Annotated in this window: 11 protein-coding genes and 1 rRNA gene; 9 read left to right on the top strand and 3 right to left on the bottom strand. The window is 69.8% G+C overall.

The features are described from left to right. Window positions 1-10 precede the first annotated feature (10 nt). Window positions 11-127 (top strand): 5S ribosomal RNA (gene rrf, locus ITI46_RS27445). Between the two features lie 292 nt (window positions 128-419). On the opposite strand, the gene ITI46_RS27440 is transcribed toward rrf, so the two are convergent. Next, on the bottom strand, window positions 420-1,700 hold the full coding sequence (locus ITI46_RS27440; RefSeq protein ID WP_209242597.1) for a DUF7847 domain-containing protein: 1,281 nt from the start codon (window positions 1,698-1,700) through the stop codon (window positions 420-422). Between the two features lie 131 nt (window positions 1,701-1,831). Here ITI46_RS27440 and mtnA point away from each other — a divergent pair, with 131 nt between their 5' ends. The 7 genes from mtnA (at window position 1,832) to ITI46_RS27405 (ending at window position 10,447) form a co-directional block, all read left to right on the top strand. Further along, window positions 1,832-2,983 carry an S-methyl-5-thioribose-1-phosphate isomerase gene (gene mtnA / locus ITI46_RS27435; protein WP_209242596.1) on the top strand — a complete coding sequence of 384 codons (1,152 nt, stop codon included), beginning with the start codon at window positions 1,832-1,834 and terminating at the stop codon, window positions 2,981-2,983. Beyond that, window positions 2,980-3,657 (top strand): two-component system response regulator MtrA, encoded by a 678-nt coding sequence (gene mtrA, locus ITI46_RS27430; RefSeq protein ID WP_016469303.1) that lies wholly within the window; start codon window positions 2,980-2,982, stop codon window positions 3,655-3,657. Before mtnA ends, mtrA begins: the two co-directional genes overlap by 4 nt. Window position 3,658: 1 nt before the next feature. Continuing rightward, window positions 3,659-5,614 (top strand): MtrAB system histidine kinase MtrB, encoded by a 1,956-nt coding sequence (mtrB, locus tag ITI46_RS27425; protein WP_209242595.1) that lies wholly within the window; start codon window positions 3,659-3,661, stop codon window positions 5,612-5,614. After that, a complete protein-coding gene (locus ITI46_RS27420; RefSeq protein ID WP_209242594.1) occupies window positions 5,611-7,515 on the top strand; it encodes an LpqB family beta-propeller domain-containing protein in 1,905 nt (634 codons plus the stop codon). Before mtrB ends, ITI46_RS27420 begins: the two co-directional genes overlap by 4 nt. Window positions 7,516-7,894: 379 nt before the next feature. Further along, window positions 7,895-8,485 carry a ComF family protein gene (locus ITI46_RS27415; protein ID WP_307808343.1) on the top strand — a complete coding sequence of 197 codons (591 nt, stop codon included), beginning with the start codon at window positions 7,895-7,897 and terminating at the stop codon, window positions 8,483-8,485. A gap of 304 nt (window positions 8,486-8,789) precedes the next feature. Next, the gene (gene hpf, locus ITI46_RS27410; RefSeq protein ID WP_209242592.1) at window positions 8,790-9,491 is read left to right on the top strand and encodes a ribosome hibernation-promoting factor, HPF/YfiA family; all 702 of its coding nucleotides are present in this window, start codon (window positions 8,790-8,792) and stop codon (window positions 9,489-9,491) included. 209 nt (window positions 9,492-9,700) lie between these two features. Continuing rightward, on the top strand, window positions 9,701-10,447 hold the full coding sequence (locus ITI46_RS27405) for a response regulator (protein ID WP_209242591.1): 747 nt from the start codon (window positions 9,701-9,703) through the stop codon (window positions 10,445-10,447). 284 nt (window positions 10,448-10,731) lie between these two features. Here the strand turns inward: ITI46_RS27405 and ITI46_RS27400 are convergent, their stop codons facing one another. Then, window positions 10,732-11,949: a winged helix-turn-helix domain-containing protein gene (locus ITI46_RS27400; RefSeq protein WP_209242590.1), complete on the bottom strand. Its 1,218-nt coding sequence runs from the start codon at window positions 11,947-11,949 to the stop codon at window positions 10,732-10,734. Between the two features lie 116 nt (window positions 11,950-12,065). Further along, window positions 12,066-12,653 carry a GNAT family N-acetyltransferase gene (locus tag ITI46_RS27395; RefSeq protein WP_209242589.1) on the bottom strand — a complete coding sequence of 196 codons (588 nt, stop codon included), beginning with the start codon at window positions 12,651-12,653 and terminating at the stop codon, window positions 12,066-12,068. A 227-nt stretch (window positions 12,654-12,880) separates the two neighbouring features. Here ITI46_RS27395 and secA point away from each other — a divergent pair, with 227 nt between their 5' ends. Then, the gene (secA, locus tag ITI46_RS27390; protein WP_209242588.1) at window positions 12,881-15,727 is read left to right on the top strand and encodes a preprotein translocase subunit SecA; all 2,847 of its coding nucleotides are present in this window, start codon (window positions 12,881-12,883) and stop codon (window positions 15,725-15,727) included. Window positions 15,728-15,986 lie beyond the last annotated feature (259 nt).

The following is a 15,986-nucleotide window of genomic DNA, read 5'->3' as shown; positions in this document are numbered from 1 at the left end:
TTCGCCGTGTTTCGGTGGTCATAGCGTGAGGGAAACGCCCGGTTACATTCCGAACCCGGAAGCTAAGCTTCACTGCGCCGATGGTACTGCATGCGGGAGTGTGTGGGAGAGTAGGACACCGCCGAACAAACTTTAAAATGTGAGGGCCTTGTTGGCAGACGCCAACAAGGCCCTTTTTCATGCCCAATTTCTCTTCTCCAGATCCGCCCGCACTGAAGGCTTCTGAGACCTTGAGGAACGACGTGCCCCGTAGCAATCAATCCGTCTCGCCCCAGGTGTAGTTGAGGCCCCGTTCACCAATCCAGTCGGCATCTGCGAGGCGCGGAGCCGCTCGCGGCCGGATGGAGAGCGGGCGTTGGGTACTCCCCGGCAGCGTGGCGTCAGATCTGCCGGGGCGGGTGGGGGGTGTGGGGCCGGGCTCAGCGGTCGAAGCCGGGGACGCCGGCGGCGCGGGCCAGTTCCAGGTCGAGGGCTTCGCGGCGGATGCGCTGGTCTAGGTAGACGAGAGCGGTGATTCCGGCGGTGAGGGGGAGGGAGACGGTCGAGGCGATGACGGCGCCGATGCCGCTGGTGATAAGAGAGGGCCAGTCGGTGGCGGTGGCCGGGTTGGCGAGGGTGTCGCCGCCGCTGGCGATTGCGGAGATGGCAGCGGTCGGAATGGAGACGACGAAGGAGATGGCGAAGACCAGGAGGAGGGTGAGGAGCTGAATGCCCAAGATGCGCCACCAGCTGCCGCGTACCAGCTTGGCGGAGCGGCGCATGGCGGCGATGAGGCCCTGCTTCTCCAGCATCAGGGCCGGGGGCGCGAGGCAGAAGCGGACCCAGACCCAGGCGGCAGCGGCTGTGCCGCCGAGCAGTCCGAGTGCGAGCAGCGAGACCGCCAGCTCGGTTGGGCCCGCGAACGCGGTCAGGAGGCCGGGGAGGAGACAGCCGAGGAGGGCGAGCGACACCAGGAGGGGGACGAGCAGCAGCAGGCCGAGCAGGCGGAGAAGCTGAGGGCGCGCGTCCCGCCAGGCTTCGCCCAGGGTGACCTGGCGGCCGAGGACCGCGCGGCTGACGACCACGGTCAGCATGGCGGTGGCGATGACGGTGCCGAGCATTCCGACCACGCCGGTCATGCTGACGCTGCGGAGGGTGTCGGCGAGGGCGTTGTTCAGCTCCTCGATGCTTGGGTTGTCTTTGCGTGTGAGGGCTTCGAGGTCGCTGGTGTCGCCGAGCCAGAAGCGCGCGGTGAGGGCCGAGACGATTTCGGTGAGGACTGCGACGACGAGTGAGATGCCCAGAGCGGTGCGCCAGTGGGCGCGCATGGCGTTGAAGGAGCCTTCCAGCATCTCGCCGATGCTCAGCGGGCGGAGCGGGATGACGCCCGGCTTGGCTGCCTGTGGGGGGTATCGCCATCCTCCGGCCTGGTTTCCGGGGTAGGCGGGGCGCTGGGCGGGGACGGGACCCCGGGTCTTGCGGCGGCCGCGGTCTTCGCTTTGGTGGCCCAGGGTCCAGCCCTGAGGGGCGGCGGGCGGTTGGTCGGCGGCCCATTTGCGGGGGCCTGGACGGTTGTCCGGCGCGGGGCGGGGTGCTGCCTCGGCTGTGGTGGGCTCCGTGCTGTCGTCCGGGGTGCTGCCGTCATCCTTTCCGGTATTGCGGGAGGGACGGTGGTCGGGCGCAGCGGATCCGGGCGAGGTCCCGCCCGGGGAGTCGTTCACGTGAGGTCACCTCGTGTGGATAGTCCGTGCCTGCTGAGTTGACCATCGTGCCATGGGGCGGTGTTCGGGAGGCCGGGCGGGAGCCGGTGACGCTCTTCAACGGGTCTGCGCCGAGCGGGCAGACTGGACGGATGGCTGATGAGTGTGTGCCGGTGATCCGTTACAAGGAGTTGCCCGAGGGGCCGGCCGTCGTACTCCTGGACCAGACTCGGCTGCCCGCAGAGGAGGTCGAACTGGTGTGCACCGATGTGCCGGCGCTGGTGGATGCGATCCGGTCGCTGGCGGTGCGGGGCGCGCCGGTTCTGGGCATTGCGGGGGGATACGGGGTCGCGTTGGCGGCGGCGCGTGGGTTCGATGTGGCGGACGCGGCGGAGCAGCTGGCACATGCGCGGCCGACGGCGGTGAATCTCGCGTACGGGGCGCGACGGGTGGAGGCCGCGTACCGGGCGGCGGTCAGGTCCGGGGTCGGGGAGGCGCACGCTGCTGCTCGGGCGCTGGCCGAGGCGCGGGCGCTGCACCAGGAGGACGCCGAGGCGAGCGACCGGATAGCGGAGTACGGGAGTGCGCTGCTGTCGGAGCTGGTGCCCGGCGGTGGGCTGCGGATTCTCACGCACTGCAACACCGGGAGGCTGGTCTCGGGCGGGGAGGGGACGGCGCTGGCCGTCGTCAAGGCGGTGCACCGTGCGGGCGAGCTGCGGCGGCTGTGGGTGGGGGAGACGAGGCCGCTGTTGCAGGGGGCGCGGCTGACGGCGTACGAGGCCGCGGAGGCGGGGATGGCGTACAGCGTGCTGGCGGACGGCGCGGCCGGGTCGCTGTTCGCGGCCGGTGAAGTGGACGCGGTGCTGGTGGGGGCCGACCGGATTGCGGCGGACGGTTCGGTTGCGAACAAGGTGGGGACGTATGCGCTGGCCGTGCTGGCGGGGCACCACGGGGTGCCGTTCGTGGTGGTGGCGCCGGTGACGACGATCGACCCGGACACGGAGTCGGGCAGTGGGATCGAGGTCGAGCAGCGGGCGGCGCACGAGGTCACCGAGGGGCCGTGGGCTGGACCGATGGGTACTGGACCAGGCGCCGGGGTGGGCCCGGGAGGGGGTTCTGCGGTGACTCCTGTGGGGGCGCACGCCTACAATCCTGCGTTCGATGTGACGCCATCCGCGCTGGTCACGGCGGTGGTGACGGACGAGGGGGTGGTCTCTCCTGTGACGTCCGGCGGTATCGCGGAGCTGTGTTCCACATCACCTGGGAGGGCGTCGCGTTCGGCTAATGGGATGATGAAGTCATGAAGGGACGCGTCCTTGTCGTCGATGACGACACCGCACTGGCAGAGATGCTCGGCATTGTGCTGCGCGGAGAAGGCTTCGAACCGTCGTTCGTCGCGGACGGCGACAAGGCGCTTGCCGCCTTCCGGGAGACCAAGCCTGATCTGGTGCTGCTCGACCTGATGCTGCCGGGGAGGGACGGCATAGAGGTGTGCCGGCTCATCCGGGCCGAGTCCGGGGTGCCGGTGGTCATGCTGACCGCGAAGAGTGACACCGTTGATGTGGTGGTCGGGCTGGAGTCGGGGGCCGACGACTACATCGTCAAGCCGTTCAAGCCCAAGGAGCTGGTGGCGCGGATCAGGGCGCGGCTGCGCCGTTCCGAGGAGCCAGCGCCGGAGCAGCTGGCCATCGGTGATCTGGTGATCGATGTGGCGGGTCACTCGGTGAAGCGGGACGGGCAGTCCATAGCGCTGACCCCGCTGGAGTTCGATCTTCTGGTGGCGCTGGCGCGCAAGCCGTGGCAGGTCTTCACGCGTGAGGTGCTGCTGGAACAGGTGTGGGGGTACCGGCACGCGGCGGACACCCGGCTGGTCAACGTCCATGTGCAGCGGCTGCGCTCCAAGGTGGAGAAGGACCCGGAGCGGCCGGAGATCGTGGTGACCGTACGCGGCGTGGGATACAAGGCCGGGCCCAGCTGAGATGACCCGTAACACTGCACCGCACCGCACCGGTGGGGGGCGAGGCACTGGCCGCGAGTCCGATATATCCAAATTCGGGCGTTTGTGGCGTAGTGGTGTCCTCTTCTCCGACGGTCTTCTTCCGGAGGGCGCGACCGGTCCTGGCGCGCGCCCCATGGTGCGCTTCTTTGTGCGGTGGGTGCGCAGGCCGCTGCTGCCGGTGATGCGGCTGTGGCGGCGGAACATCCAGCTCCGGGTGGTCGTGGCCACGCTGCTGCTCTCGCTCGGCGTCGTACTGCTGCTGGGGCTCGTCGTCATAGGGCAGGTCCGTAACGGTCTACTGGAAGCCAAGGAGCAGACGGCGCAGAGCCAGGCGTCGGGCGGTTTCGCCGCAGCCGAACGGATGGCCGACAGCGCGGGCAGCGGCCCCAGCGGCGAGGACGGCATCCGCGGCAGCAGGAGCGCCCAGAACTCGGGCACCTGGCTGAACAACCTGGTCGAGCAGCTCGCCAGCGGCGGGCAGGGCGTCTACTCGGTGGTGGCGCTCGGCTCCGACAACAACGAATCGCCGTTCCTGGGCAACAGCAACCTCACCACGCGCGGCCCGCGCTCCTCCGGTGACATCCGCCCTGAGGAGAGCATCCCCGCTGACCTGCGCAAAGCCCTGGACGACGAGCCCGGGCCGCACCGTCGTTACGCCCGCGTCTACCGGCAGGACGACAGCAGCGATCCGGCGCTGATCGTCGGCAAGCGGCTCAACGACGCGCGCGGCAATCCCTTCCAGCTCTACTACGTCTTCCCCTTCACCCAGGAGGAGGAGTCGCTGAGCCTGGTCAAGGGCACGCTGGCGACCGCGGGAGTGTTCGTCGTGGTGCTGCTGGGCGCGATCGCCTGGCTGGTGGTGCGGCAGGTGGTGACGCCCGTACGGATGGCTGCCGGGATCTCCGAGCGGCTGGCGGCCGGCCGGCTCCAGGAGCGGATGAAGGTCACCGGTGAGGACGACATCGCCCGTTTGGGGGAATCCTTCAACAAGATGGCGCAGAACCTCCAGGTCAAGATCCAGCAGCTGGAGGAGCTGTCCCGGATGCAGCGCCGCTTCGTCTCCGACGTCTCGCACGAGCTGCGGACGCCCCTGACGACGGTGCGGATGGCGGCCGACGTCATCCATGAGGCGCGCGAGGACTTCGATCCGGCGACCGCGCGCTCGGCCGAACTGCTGCTCGGCCAGCTCGACCGTTTCGAGTCCCTGCTGGCCGACCTGCTGGAGATCAGCCGGTTCGACGCGGGCGCCGCCAATCTGGAGGCGAGCGCCGTGGACCTGCGCGATGTGGTGCACCGGGTCGTGGAGGGCTGTGAGCCGCTTGCCGAGTGCAAGGGCAGCAGGATTCTCGTACGCGGTGCGGAGCAGCCCGTGATCGCGGAGATGGACGGCCGCCGGATCGAGCGGGTGCTGCGCAACCTGGTCGACAACGCCGTCGAGCACGGTGAGGGCCGTGACGTGGTGGTGCGGCTGGCCACCGGCGGCGGTGCGGTGGCGGTGGCGGTACGGGACTACGGCGTCGGCCTCAAGGAGGGCGAGGCGGAGCGCGTCTTCAACCGCTTCTGGCGCGCCGACCCGGCGCGCGCCCGGACCACGGGCGGTACGGGGCTGGGGCTCTCGATCGCGCTGGAGGACGCCCGGTTGCACGGCGGGTGGCTGCGCGCCTGGGGCGCGCCGGGAGACGGTTCGCAGTTCCTGCTCGTACTGCCCTGTACGGCCGGGGAACCGCTGCGGGGGTCGCCGCTGCGGCTGGAGCCCGAGGACTCGCGCCGGAAGCGGGAGCAGGCGCGTGAGCGGGAGCGCTCGGCCGCGCCGGCGGGCGCTGCGGTGCCGGCGGGCCGGGTCGCCGAGCCGGTACGGGGTGACGCGCCGGTGCGGGGCGAAGCGCCGACGCGGGGCGAGGAGCGAGTGGGACGGTCCGGAGGGGAGCGGGGATGAGCGCCGCCGAGGGGCGTACGGAGCGCGGGGGAGGCGCGTTGCGGCGGAACCGCGTGCGGGAGCGCTACCGCGCGCTGGGGCGCTACCGCGGGCTGGTGGTGCTCGCCGGGTGCGGGGTGTTGCTGGCCGGATGTGCGTCGATGCCGGACGGGGGCAACGTCAAACACGTCAGCGCCTCGCAGCACGCCGACGGCGACTCCCAGGTGCGGGTCTACAGCGTCAGTCCGCAGAAGGGCGAGGCGCCGACGCAGATCGTGCGGGGTTTCCTGGAGGCGACCACCAGTGACGAGGCCACTTTTCCCACCGCGCGCGAGTATCTGACCCGCAGCCTGGCGCGCCGCTGGGACCCGTTCGCCTCGACGACCGTGCTCACGGAAGGGCCGAGTGCGGCGAAGGCACCGCGGCGCCTCGCACCGCCCACCGAGGACGGCTACTCCGTGGAGGTCTCCGGCGCCCGGATGGCCGAGGTGGACAGCAAGCACGCCTACTCGCCCTCCAAGGGCGACTACAGCGAGGTCTTCCACCTGACCAAGGTGGACGGTGAGTGGCGGATCGACGAGATGCCGGACGGGCTGGTGCTCGGCGAGTCCGACTTCCAGCGCATCTACCGTCCCATCAACACCTACTACTATGCACAACTCGGCCCTGACGCGGACTCGATCACGGATGGTCAGAATGTGCTGGTCGCCGATCCGGTCTATCTGCGTCGTCGGATAGACCCGGTCACCAAGACGGTCTCCGCGCTGTTGCAGGGGCCGTCCGGCTGGATCGACCCGGTGGTCACCTCCTCCTTCCCCCGCGGCACCCGGCTGGCGCCGAAGCAGCACCTCTCGGTGGACGACTCGGGAGTCCTGCGGGTACGGCTGAACGCCCGCGGGGCCACCGCCGGGGGCAGGCAGTGTGTGCGGATGGCGGCGCAGGTGCTGTACACGGTGCAGGACCAGGCGTCGGCGAAGGTCGGCAAGGTGGAACTGGTGGGGCCGAAGAACCGCGAGCTGTGCGCACAGACGCGGGAACAGGTTGCCGTTTACCAGCCGGGACGCCTCAACGGCAGTGCGAAGAAGGCGTACTTCGTGGATGAGCAGCACCGGGTGGCCGCTTTCCAGCACAAGAACGAGCCGCCGCATCCGGTCGAAGGCCCGCTGGGCAGCGGGCAGGTGGAGATGGGCGCCGTCGCGGTCAACCGGATCGAGAACGAGGGCGCTGCCGTCTCGCGCGGGCGCCGCGGGCTCTACGTCGCCTCCCTGGAGGGGAGCAGCGCTACCACGACGCTCGGCGACCCCGTGCTCACCAGCAAAGCCAAGCACGAGAACGACCGGCTGACGGCGCCCAGCTGGGACGGGCTCGGCGATCTGTGGGTGGCCGACCGCGACCCCGACAACCCCCGGCTGCTGCGGCTGCGCAGCGGCAAGGAACAGCCCGACGAGGTGCGCGTACCGGACCTGGACAAGGGGGAGCGCATCGAGTCGCTGCGGATCGCCTCGGACGGAGTGCGGATCGCGCTGCGGGTGCGTGAGCGCGACGGGCACACCTCGCTCCAGCTCGGCCGCGTGGTGCGCGAGGGCACGTTGAAGAAGCCCCGGCTGACGGTGGAGCAACTGCGCCCCGTTGCGCCGCAGCTGGTGGATGTCTCGGCCGCGTCCTGGGCGGGTGGCAGCCGGCTGGTGGTGGTCGGGCGCGAGTCCGGGAGCGTGCAGCAGCTGCAGTACATGGAGACCGACGGCTCGGTCTCCGACCAGCCGACCCTCCCGGGGATCACCGACGTGACGGGGGTCGCCGCCTCGGAGGACGAGAGCAAGCCGCTGCTCGCCGACTCCGAGGACGGGATCGTGCGGCTGCCTCCCGATGCCAACTGGAAGATGCTGACGGAGAGCGGCTCGGCTCCTGCTTATCCGGGCTGAGGCGCTGAGTCTCGCTGGTGAGGTTTGGCCGCTGGGCTTTGGCCGCTGGGTTCGGCGGCTGGGCTTCGGCTGCTGGGCTTGGCCGCTGAGCTGCGGTAATTCTCTTTCTGCGTACGGTTGTTCGGGTCGGGCCCGGGGTGGCTTCGGGAGTTATCCACAGGGGTGGTGGCGCCGTGGCCCGGATGCCAGAGTGGGGGTCATGCCGAGGTCCTGGCAGGGACTTCGGCGGGAAATCGCAGGTCTGGTGCTGCCCATGGGGTGTGCCGGTTGCGGTCGTCCGCGCGAGCGGGACCGCTTGTGCGACGAGTGCAGCAGCGTGCTGAATGGCGCGGTGCCGCGGCGGGTTTGGCCCTCGCGCGTACCGTCCGGACTGCCTCGGGTGTACGGAGCGCTCACGTACACCGACGAGACCCGAGCCGCGCTGCTCGCTCACAAGGAGCGCGGCGCCCTCGGGCTGGCCGCGCTGCTGGGGACGGTGCTCGCCCGCGCCGTCCTGATGGCCTCGCACGCGCCGGAGACCCCAGCGCCTGCCTCCGTGCCCACCGCCCCCGCTCGGCGCGGGCCGCCCTCCCGGGACGGCGGCCCGTCCCCACGGCGCCGGGCACCGGTCACTCTCGTGCCGGTGCCCTCCACGCGCCGGGCAGTCGCGGGGCGGGGGCACGACCCGGTACGGCGTATGGCGCAGGAGGCCGCACGGACGCTCCGGAGGGAGGGCATGGCGGCGCGGGTGCTGCCCGTGCTGCGTCAACGACGGAGGGTCGTCGACCAGTCGGGGCTGACGGCAGCACAGCGGACGGCGAATCTTGCCGGAGCTCTGGAGATGGTGCCAGGCGGCGAGCGGCTGCTGGATGCGGGCCGGGTCGTGCTGGTGGACGATGTAATGACAACAGGCGTGTCGCTCGCAGAGGCGGCACGAGCGTTGGGAGGAGGGGGCACTGCTGCGGTGCTGGCGGTGCGCTCTCAGGGGTGACCTGGGTGAACGGAAGTTGTCCCGGGTGACCACGGTGGAACTATCGGATCGAGGACATCGTTGCAGGTGATACCACGAACGACTCCCCTGATCGGAGGTACGTGCCGGTAGGGGGTGCCGAGGATCCCCCGCTGGAGGTACGTTCGGATTGGGTGGCGATCTCCCCTCCGGGGGAGAAGGAGGTGAAACTCGCAAGCCGACCTCGAGCCGGAGAGCCAACGGCGGGAGGGCCGAGCCTCCGGCGTCAGTGCACCAAGGACGGACCCGCACCCAGATGTGGGACCGTCCGGGAACGGAGTTCTGCGTGGACATCGTCGTCAAGGGCCGAAAGACAGAGGTGCCCGACCGGTTCCGCAAGCACGTGGCCGAGAAGCTGGAGAAGGTTCAGAAACTCGACGGCAAGGTGATCAACCTAGAGGTCGAGGTGGCCAAGGAGCACAACCCCCGGCAGGCCGACCGTTCCGACAGGGTGGAGATCACCCTGCGTACGCGCGGACCGGTCATTCGTGCGGAGGCGGCGGCCTCCGACCCGTACGCGGCGCTCGATCTGGCCACGAGCAAGCTGGAGGCCCGGCTGCGCAAGCAGGCCGACAAGCGTCGCGTCCACCGTGGCGGGAGCCGCACACCGATGAGTGTGGCGGCGGCAACTGCCCATCTCGCGTCGGAACTCAACGGAGAACTCGACGCGGCCGCCGGCTCGGTGGCCGCTCCCCCGGAGGACGACGGCCATGTCGTGGTCACCAGGATGGGACCGCTGGAGGTACGCGGGGAAGGGCCGCTCGTCGTCCGGGAGAAGACGCATGCGGCGGCACCCATGTCGCTGGACCAGGCGCTCTACGAGATGGAGTTGGTGGGCCACGACTTCTATCTGTTCGTCGACTCCGAGACCAAGCAGCCCAGTGTCGTCTACCGGCGGCACGGCTACGACTACGGCGTGATTCATCTGGAGCCGGACCCGTTCGTCCAGGAGCCGCCGCCCGGAGCGGGCGGGGCGCTGGGCGGCTGACGCCGAACGGCGCAGTCCGGTACCAGCCCACTACGGGCGGTCCAGCACGGGCCTGGCACAGCCCTGTGCGCCACCGGCTTGATGTTCGCGCCCCCGGCCGGATCTCGGGACCCGGCCGGGGGCGTCGGCATGAGTAACATCAAGACCCACGCCAACCGCCTTTGGCCATAGCGGGGTTGGTGGGAGACCAGGGTGCAGGGGGAGGAACGATGGTGGACAGCTTCGGGCCCGTGATGCCCATGCCCGACGCACACCCGGGCCCGGGCGCTGAGGAGGAGCTGCGTGAGCGGCGCAAGGAACCGATCCGGGTGCTGGTCGTCGACGACCATGCGCTGTTCCGGCGCGGTCTGGAGATCGTCCTGGCGCAGGAGGAGGACATCCAGGTCGTCGGGGAGGCCGCGGACGGGGCCGAGGCGGTGGACAAGGCCGCGGACCTGCTGCCCGACATCGTGCTGATGGATGTGCGGATGCCGAAGCGGGGCGGGATCGAGGCGTGCACCTCCATCAAGGAAGTGGCGCCGAGCGCGAAGATCATCATGCTGACGATCAGCGATGAGGAGGCCGACCTCTACGACGCGATCAAGGCGGGGGCCACCGGCTATCTCCTCAAGGAGATCTCCACGGACGAGGTCTCCACGGCGATCAGGGCGGTGGCCGACGGGCAGTCGCAGATCAGCCCGTCCATGGCGGCGAAGCTGCTCACCGAGTTCAAGTCCATGATCCAGCGCACGGACGAGAGCAAGCTGGTGCCCGCGCCCAAGCTCACGGACCGGGAGCTGGAGGTGCTCAAGCTGGTGGCCACGGGGATGAACAACCGTGACATCGCCAAAGAGCTGTTCATCAGTGAGAACACCGTGAAGAACCACGTACGCAACATCCTGGAGAAGCTGCAGCTGCACTCCCGGATGGAAGCGGTGGTCTATGCGATGCGGGAGAAGATTCTCGAAATCCGCTGAGGCCATTTGAAGCGGCTGCGGCTTGGCGGCTGTGGCCTGATGTGGGGCGAGCCGTCAATGCGGTTTGAGGCGGCCTGAAGCGCGGGGCGGCTGCCCCGGATGGCTTGAGGGGGCCTTGACGGCATCCTCCGCCCCTGTGGCACCCTCGCCGCCGCCTCAAGCATCAAGCAGCCTCCGGCGCCTTTGCGGGCCTCCCTCCGGCGCCTTGCGAGCCCCTCACTCCGGCCCCCTGAGGCACCCCGCGGGTGGCGTGGGAGTCCGGTGCGGGGTGCTGCTTCCGTGGTTCAGGCGCCCAGGGCGCCCGGGGCGTTCAGGGCGGTGAGGAGGTGGGGGCGGAGGTCTTCCGGGGTGCAGCGTTCCACTCGTACCGCGTCGCAGCCCACCCAGGTGGCGGCCTCGTACAGGGCCTGGGCCATTGGTTCCACGGCCTTGGGGCTCTGCAGTGAGAGCTGGCGGGCGACGAGGGTGGTGCCCTCGCGGGCCGGGTCCACGCGTCCGACGAGCTTGCCGCCCGCGAGCAGGGGCATCGCGAAGTAGCCGTGCACCCGCTTCGGCTTGGGGACGTACGCCTCCAGGCGGTGGGTGAAGCCGAAGAGGCGCTCGGTGCGCGGGCGGTCCCAGATGAGGGAGTCGAAGGGGGAGAGCAGCGTGGTGCGGTGCCGGCCGCGTGGTGGGTTCTCCAGGGCCGCAGGGTCGGCCCAGCCGGGACGGGGCCAGCCCTGCACCTGGACCGGGACGAGGCCGGTGTCCGCCAGCACCGCGTCCACCTGCTCGGCCTTGAGCCGGTGGTAGTCGGCCAGGTCGGCCCGGGTGGCGACGCCCAGCGCGGCGCCCGCCTGGGCCACCAGGCGGCGCAGGCACTCGTGGTCGTCGAGGTCGTCGTGGAGCAGCGCTTCGGGGATCGCGCGCTCGGCCAGGTCGTAGACGCGCTTCCAGCCGCGCCGCTCGGTGACGACGACCTCGCCGATGTCCAGCAGCCACTCCACCGCGATCTTGCTCTCGGACCAGTCCCACCACTCGCCCCCGTTCCGGCCGCCGCCCAGCTCCGCCGTGGTGAGAGGCCCCTCGGCCGCGAGCCGGTCGCGGACGGCGGCGCAGGAGCCCTCGCGGTCCTTCATCCGGTGCCAGCGGTGGCCCCGGTCGCGGAAGGCGCGGCGGCGGAAGGCGAAGTGCGGCCACTCCTCGACGGGCAGTACGCATGCGGCGTGCGACCAGTACTCGAAGCTGTGGGACTCCGACCAGTAGGCGGACTCCACCGTCTGCCGCCCCACCGGTCCCAGCCGGGCGTACGGCACCAGCTCGTGCGACCGGGCCAGCACGGAGATCGTGTCCAGCTGCACGGCGCCCAGCCGCCCCAGCACCCCGCGCACTCCGGCACGCCGGTCCGGGGCGCCCAGCAGCCCCTGGGCCCGCAGCGCGATCCGTCTGGCCTCGTCGGCGGAGAGGGAGACGGCGGGGGACGGCGTCGGCGGAACAGCGGTGGTGGACAGGCCAGTCGTCATGCGGCCCACCATAAGTGCGGCCACTGACATCGGACTTCCCGGCCGGGCCCAGTAGTCGGACCCAGTAGTCGGACCCAGGCGTCGGACTCCCCGCCGCTACCCCCACGGCGACAGCGCTACCCCCGCGGCGACGGCAGATACGGCGTCTCCAGTCCGTACCCCCAGTCCGAGGGGAGCAGTGCGGCGATGCGGGCGTCGCGGCGTGTTCCTCTGTGCACGATGCGTGCCCGCTGGATGCCCTCCTCCACGAAGCCGAGCCGCTGTGCGACGGCCCGTGAGCCCTCGTTCCCGACCTGGGCGATCCACTCCAGCCGTTCCACGCCCAGCGAGGTGAAGGCCCACTCGACGACCGCGCGCCCTGCCTCGGCCGTATAGCCCTTGCGCCGCTGGTCGCGTGCTGTCCAGAAGCCCAGTTCGGCCTGGCGGTCCGCGGTGCGCAGGTGGGCGAGCCTGACCAGGCCCATGGAGCCCGCCAGCTCGCCGCCGTGCGTGAAGACGCCGAAGTTGTACATGGTGTCGTCCCGCCAGCCGGCCGGGCTCGTGCTCCGGACGAACTCTTCGGCATCCTTGAGTGTGTACGGCTCAGGTACCGGGACGAAGCGCTGGATGTCCGGATCGTCGCATGCGGCGGCGACCGCTGCCTCGTCCCGTTCCTCGAAGGGGCGCAGTAGGAGCCGGTCGGTGCACAGTGTGATGGGTTCCATTACCTCATCCTCCCGTCGGGCGCTCCGGCACCTTCCGGGGCTCCGGCACGTTGGGGGTACAGGGGCAGTCGTCCCTCGCATACGATGGCCGGTGCGGTATTGGCCCTCGGCAAGGAGAGGACCTTGGTGATCTTCGCCGAAATCGGCGATCTTCGCCGGTATCCGCACCGACCATCGCACTGACCGTGCAGACCGTGCCAGGCCCGACCGGCAAGGAGCCACCCTAAGTGTCCGTCTTCGGCAAGCTCATGCGTGCAGGTGAAGGGAAGATCCTGCGCAAGCTGGACCGCATCGCGCGGCAGGTGAATTCCATCGAAGAGGACTTCGTCGACCTGTCGGACGCCGAGCTGCGGGCACTCACGGACGAGTACAAGGAGCGGTACGCCGACGGCGAGAGCCTTGACGACCTGATGCCGGAGGCGTTCGCGACCGTCCGTGAGGCCGCCAAGCGCGTGCTGGGCGAGCGGCACTACGACGTGCAGCTGATGGGTGGCGCGGCGCTGCACCTCGGTTACGTCGCCGAGATGAAGACCGGTGAGGGCAAGACGCTGGTCGGTACGCTGCCCGCGTATCTGAACGCACTGTCGGGTGACGGCGTGCACATCGTCACGGTCAACGACTACCTGGCGCAGCGCGACTCCGAGTGGATGGGCCGCGTGCACCGCTTCCTCGGGCTGTCCGTCGGCTGCATCGTCGCCAACATGTCCCCGGCCGAGCGCCGCGAGCAGTACGCGTGCGACATCACCTACGGCACGAACAACGAGTTCGGATTCGACTACCTGCGCGACAACATGGCGTGGTCGAAGGACGAACTGGTGCAGCGGGGCCACAACTTCGCCATCGTCGACGAGGTCGACTCCATCCTCATCGACGAGGCCCGTACGCCGCTGATCATCTCCGGCCCCGCCGACCAGGCCACGAAGTGGTACAGCGACTTCGCGAAGCTCGTCAAGCGCCTGGAGAAGGGCGAGCCCGGCGACCCGCGCACCCAGAAGCCGGAGACGGGTGACTACGAGGTCGACGAGAAGAAGCGCACGGTCGCCATCCACGAGTCCGGCGTCGCCAAGGTCGAGGACTGGCTGGGAATCGACAACCTCTACGAGTCGGTCAACACCCCGCTGGTCGGCTATCTGAACAACGCGATCAAGGCCAAGGAGCTCTACAAGAACGACAAGGACTACGTCGTCCTGGACGGCGAAGTCATGATCGTCGACGAGCACACCGGCCGTATCCTCGCCGGCCGCCGCTACAACGAGGGCATGCACCAGGCGATCGAGGCCAAGGAGGGGGTGGAGATCAAGGACGAGAACCAGACGCTCGCCACGATCACCCTCCAGAACTTCTTCCGCCTCTACAACACCCTCTCCGGCATGACCGGTACGGCGATGACCGAGGCCGCCGAGTTCCACCAGATCTACAAGCTCGGCGTCGTCCCGATCCCGACCAACCGGCCGCTGGCCCGTAAGGACCAGGCGGACCTGATCTACCGCACCGAGGTCGCCAAGTTCGACGCGGTCGTCGACGACATCGTGGAGAAGCACGAGGAGGGCCAGCCGATCCTGGTCGGCACCACCTCGGTGGAGAAGTCGGAGTACCTCTCCAAGCAGCTCACCAAGCGCGGCGTTCCGCACCAGGTGCTCAACGCGAAGAACCACGAGCGCGAGGCGCTGATCGTCGCCGAGGCGGGCCGCAAGGGCGCGGTCACGGTCGCCACGAACATGGCCGGTCGTGGTACGGACATCAAGCTCGGCGGCAACGCCGAGGGCATGGCGGAGAACGAGCTGCGCGAGGCCGGTCTCGACCCGAACGAGCACCCGGAGGAGTGGGCGGCCGCGCTGCCCGCAGCGCTGGAGAAGGCCGAGAAGTCGGTCAAGGCCGCCGTGGACGAGGTCAAGGAGCTGGGCGGCCTCTACGTGCTGGGCACCGAGCGCCACGAGTCGCGCCGGATCGACAACCAGCTGCGCGGTCGCTCCGGCCGGCAGGGCGACCCGGGCGAGTCCCGCTTCTATCTGTCGCTGGGCGACGACCTGATGCGGCTGTTCAAGGCGCAGATGGTGGAGCGCGTGATGTCGATGGCGAACGTGCCGGACGACGTCCCGATCGAGAACAAGATGGTGACCCGCGCCATCGCCTCCGCGCAGTCCCAGGTCGAGCAGCAGAACTTCGAGATCCGGAAGAACGTCCTCAAGTACGACGAGGTGCTCAACCGGCAGCGCGAGGTCATCTACGGCGAGCGCCGCCGCGTCCTGGAGGGCGAGGATCTGCACGAGCAGGTGCGGCACTTCATGGACGACACGATCGAGGCGTACGTCCAGGCCGAGACCGTCGAGGGCTTCGCCGAGGAGTGGGATCTGGACCGGCTGTGGGGCGCGTTCAAGCAGCTCTACCCGGTGCACGTGACCATCGAGGAGCTGGAGGACGCGGCGGGCGACCGCGAGGGTCTGACGGCCGACTTCATCATCGAGGCCATCAAGGACGACATCCACGAGCAGTACGACGCGCGGGAGAAGGAGCTGGGCTCCGAGATCATGCGCGAGCTGGAGCGGCGCGTGGTGCTGTCGGTGCTGGACCGCAAGTGGCGCGAGCACCTGTACGAGATGGACTACCTCCAGGAGGGCATCGGTCTGCGTGCGATGGCCCAGAAGGACCCGCTGGTCGAGTACCAGCGGGAGGGCTACGACATGTTCCAGGCCATGATGGACGGCATCAAGGAGGAGTCCGTCGGCTATCTGTTCAACCTGGAGGTCCAGGTCGAGCAGCAGGTCGAGGAGGTGCCGGTCGAGGAGGCGGCCGCCCCGGCGCCGTCCCTGGAGAAGGAGGGCCCGCGCGACGCGGTGCCCGCCGGCGCGGGCGCGGCTCCGGCCCCTGCCATCCATGCGAAGGGGCTGGACCAGCCGCAGCGGCCCGACCGGCTGCACTTCTCCGCTCCCACGGCGGAGGGTGGTGTGGTCGAGCGGGATCTCGACACCGGTGCTCCTGCGGAGGGCGACAACGGTCCGGTCCGGTCGCCCGCTGATGGTCTTACCCGGGCGGAGCGGCGGAAGGCGCAGAAGGGGCGTAAGAAGCGGAAGTAATCCCTTGGGATGTGAGGGGCCGGGCACCTGGTGTCCGGCCCCCCTCGCGTTTCGGGGATCTTTGCTCCGACGCTTGGGGGGGCCGGGGAGGGGGTGCTGCGTGTCGTTGGCTCCAGGCTGCGGGTCGTTGGTGGCTGGTCGCGCAGTTCCCCGCGCCCCGTCGGGGCGCGGCCGTCACACAACAGTCGCACCCGGCGCCGGGCCTGACGTGGCGCGAGCCATCCGGCAGGTGGCGGAGGCGGTGAGGGTGTGGGCCGTG

It is taken from the genome of Streptomyces oryzae, assembly GCF_017676365.1.
Classification (GTDB): Bacteria; Actinomycetota; Actinomycetes; order Streptomycetales; family Streptomycetaceae; genus Streptomyces; species Streptomyces oryzae.
This window is presented reverse-complemented; position numbering and strand designations above follow the sequence as displayed.